3 protein-coding genes are annotated in these 3,389 nt (G+C 41.2%); all 3 read right to left on the bottom strand.

Annotation, left to right across the window (positions count from 1 at the left end):
- A partial coding sequence (gene gldN, locus DBR11_RS13455) for a gliding motility protein GldN (protein WP_108553190.1) occupies positions 1–891 on the bottom strand: 891 nt, incomplete at its 3' end.
- A gap of 30 nt (positions 892–921) precedes the next feature.
- Entirely contained in the window at positions 922–2,460 is a 1,539-nt protein-coding gene (gene gldM, locus DBR11_RS13450) for a gliding motility protein GldM (RefSeq protein ID WP_108553187.1), read from the bottom strand.
- Between the two features lie 41 nt (positions 2,461–2,501).
- A complete protein-coding gene (gldL, locus tag DBR11_RS13445; protein WP_108553186.1) occupies positions 2,502–3,308 on the bottom strand; it encodes a gliding motility protein GldL in 807 nt (268 codons plus the stop codon).
- Positions 3,309–3,389 lie beyond the last annotated feature (81 nt).

Below are 3,389 nucleotides of genomic sequence, written 5' to 3'. Positions count from 1 at the left end.
CTTCCGTGGATCTTTAGGGTCCGTAAGGCCTAATATCTCAGTGATGTTCTTATTGGAAGGATTGGTTTCCTTAATTACATAACTCGCAAACAGTCTTCTCACAAAGAAATCATCAAAGGTCAGAACAGACGCATCATTTCCCGGATTAACCAATCTTTGTTTACTCAACAATTCCCTGGCATCGTCATAATACACCCAGAATACAGGTCTCCAGTTTCCTTCCTCCATTTTCATCGGTGCAATACCAATGATCCTAGGCTCAAAAACAGAACGTTTAATATCCAGGATCCAGTCTTCCTTAATTCTGAATTTAACAAATTCATCGGCATTAAGTCGGTTTAATACCGGACCAGTAAGTTTACCTGTCACAGAATCTGCAACGCCTTCGCTGGTACCTCTGGCACTGCGAAGTGCATCCTGGGGCGTCATAGCAATCTTAAACGAATCGTTATCATCCAATACTTTACCCGAAGCCGTATCTTTCGGTGAATATACCGTCAGTTCTTCATTTCCAATAGCCTCCAACAAAATATCGATCAGCTTAGATTTCTCAGAATTCAATACAGAATTTACCGTATCCCTTAAATCAATCTCTCTCCATATACGTTTAGCATAATAGACATCTTCTTCACGAACATCTGCATACGGCACCATTACATTGCTGTCAATATCATTTCTTACAGAGAAGCCGTCTCTTGGTGGCGTCTTCAGCTTCATTTTCTTCTGTACTTTCGCCGTTGTATCTACAACCGCAACAGCAGGTGCAACTACAGGAGCCGGCTTTGAAACCGTCGTCTTCGCTTTTTTAGCGGTTGTTTTACGCTTGCTGGTCTGTGCAAATGAAGCACTGCACAACAACAATAGAACAACTGTATATATAACCTTTTTCATTTGGGTATGATTTTCTTTTATGCTCACAGGCTATTTTGCGGTAAATGTTATCGGATCCAATACCTTTTGCCTGCCATCCGGTCCTTCACAAACAATGTCTTTAAAGATAACCGTCGCACCAGTTTTAATGGAGTTAAGTGCACCTTTAACTGCTCCGCCAAATCCAGCGCCACTGCCTTGCAGCGTTACCGCATCAGAACGTGGATTAATAAACGTGGCAGAATAACGAAGTACTCTGTATTTTACGTCGAACACAAAATCCTCCAGCTGGGTTTCCAATTCATTAGAACCTGTTAACCAGGATAAAGGTACATTACCTCCTGATTTCCCTTTAACCATTGCTCTGGGCGTAGGCAAAGCTTTTACACGGAATTTCTGAGAACCCAGGTTTACGGTTTTACCCGCATTGTTTGCTACTACATTAATGCTCAGTTCTTTCCCAACTTCAGCACCACCAACACTTACCGTAAACTTACCATTACCTCCCTGAATACTGCCTCCACTAATATTAGCTTTAATACTCTCCAATGGAAAACCAGCCGCCGAAACAGAAAATGGATTAGGAATTCCAGCATAGATCACATTCATTTTATCCGGAGATACCGTGGCAGAAGGCTTTGCAACCTGATAACTCTGCTCTGGTGTTTTGTATTCTTTAATCTGTCCGTCTGTTTGTTTTACACGCACAACACCCACCCATTTAAAGACACCAACACCAGACGTACCTCCAGTATAAGTTGCCTTTCCATCCTTTACAGCCAAGGGACTTCCACCAACAGTAATTTCTGGTGTAGACCTACTATCACTTGCAGTGAGAAATACCTGAGCAGTATAAGGCTGGCCTTGAATCACATAAGAAGTAGGCGCCACCGCTACCGCATCGAAATGATCCAGGTTTACCTGTGCCTTATCCATATTCCCAAATAGCTTTTTCACAATCTCCGCTTCAGCATTTTTAGTATCTGCCTGGATCTTCGTTAAAATCGTATTTGCCGCAGTCAATGGTGTACCTTCACCAAAATTGATGTCCGACCACTGCTTTTTACCGTTCACATTCTTTGTCGCATCTTTTGCCTCCAGGCTAAAAGTTACCGAATGGCGATCTGCAGGTTCCAGCAAATTGATCAATTTTTCCCTTGTCTGATTGATCTTATCCTTCAATTTATCGCCTTCTTTATGATTGATCATAATGTCCTGCGCAATATCCTGATTCTCTCTCCTTTTGATGTCACCAGTTTCCGGATCAAGCCCTCCGCCTTCAGCAACAAATTGCTGCTTTAACTTTTCAATATAGGCATTGAGCTCATCTGCATAAGTTTTTGCCATATTGGCTTTTTCCCAAATTGGCTGGGCCCTTGCAGGTTCTTCTTTTAATTTTGTATTCTGAAATGCAGAAAATAACTGATCTACACTTGTATTTACGTTGGTCTTTGATGATTCTAAACTATCATTGATATTTTTAAAAGCATTCAGTATGGTATCCGACACGTTTAATGCAAGCATAGCAAGCAATACCAAATACATGATATTGATCATCTTCTGCCTTGTTGTTTCTCTTCCTCCGGCCATTTTAATAGGTCTGTTTGGTTAATTAATAAATAAACTACTAATTAAACACGGGTCTGGTTCATTGCAGACAGCATGTTACCATAAATGGCATTTAGTGAAGATAAATTTTTGGCCAGTTTGCCCACTTCTTCCTTGAACTGCTTAGAATCTTCCATCGATTCGTTAAAGTTGTTCATGGTCAGAGAAAGATTTTGATAAAATTTATTCATTGACTTTAAATGCGCACTTGAATCCTGTAATTCCAATTCATAAACCGCATTCAAGGCAGAAAGATTTTTAGCCAGTGCCGTTACCTGTTCATGATAAGCTTTGGACTCACCACTGCTCTTGCCCATTTCGGCCAATTGTTCTGTGGCTTTTCCGAAAGCACTGTTCAATTGTTCAAAACCTGCAGAAGCCGATTTTAATTTACCTGTAAATTCCGTTGTGGCAGCCGAAGCGTCAGCGACATTTGAAATCGCAGCAACTTTATCGCCAAATGTACGAAGACCTGTACCCAGACTTTCAATCAATTCAGGGCCAATTTTAGCATCCGACAGCATTTTATCCAATGCAGCTGTATTTCCGGCTGAAACCGCAGCAACAGGTCTCGCAGAAGTCTTTGGCAACTCTCCCGTGTAACTGTCACTCAATTCAGGATAAACTCTTTCCCATTCTGGCTCCGCTGGTGGTTGTCTTAAACCGGTAAGGAAGAATAAGCAAGCTTCAACCCCCAAACCAATACCAATGGCATAATTACCAAGGACGCCCCCAATATGAAGAATTTTAAATAATGCACCCAGGATTACAATACTTGCACCCCAGGAAATTGCTACGTGTAACCAGTCGAATTTACGTGTTGCTGCCATGCGAATTTAGATAGAGATAATTTGTATAATTAATTGTTATGATTAATTTTTATAGTTGATATCAGACCCCGGGTAAGAAAC

Origin of the sequence: Pedobacter sp. HMWF019, assembly GCF_003061025.1 — a bacterium.
In the GTDB taxonomy this organism is placed as follows: Bacteria; Bacteroidota; Bacteroidia; order Sphingobacteriales; family Sphingobacteriaceae; genus Pedobacter.
The sequence above is the reverse complement of the archived record's forward strand: the minus strand, read 5'-3'. Positions and strand labels throughout refer to the sequence as shown.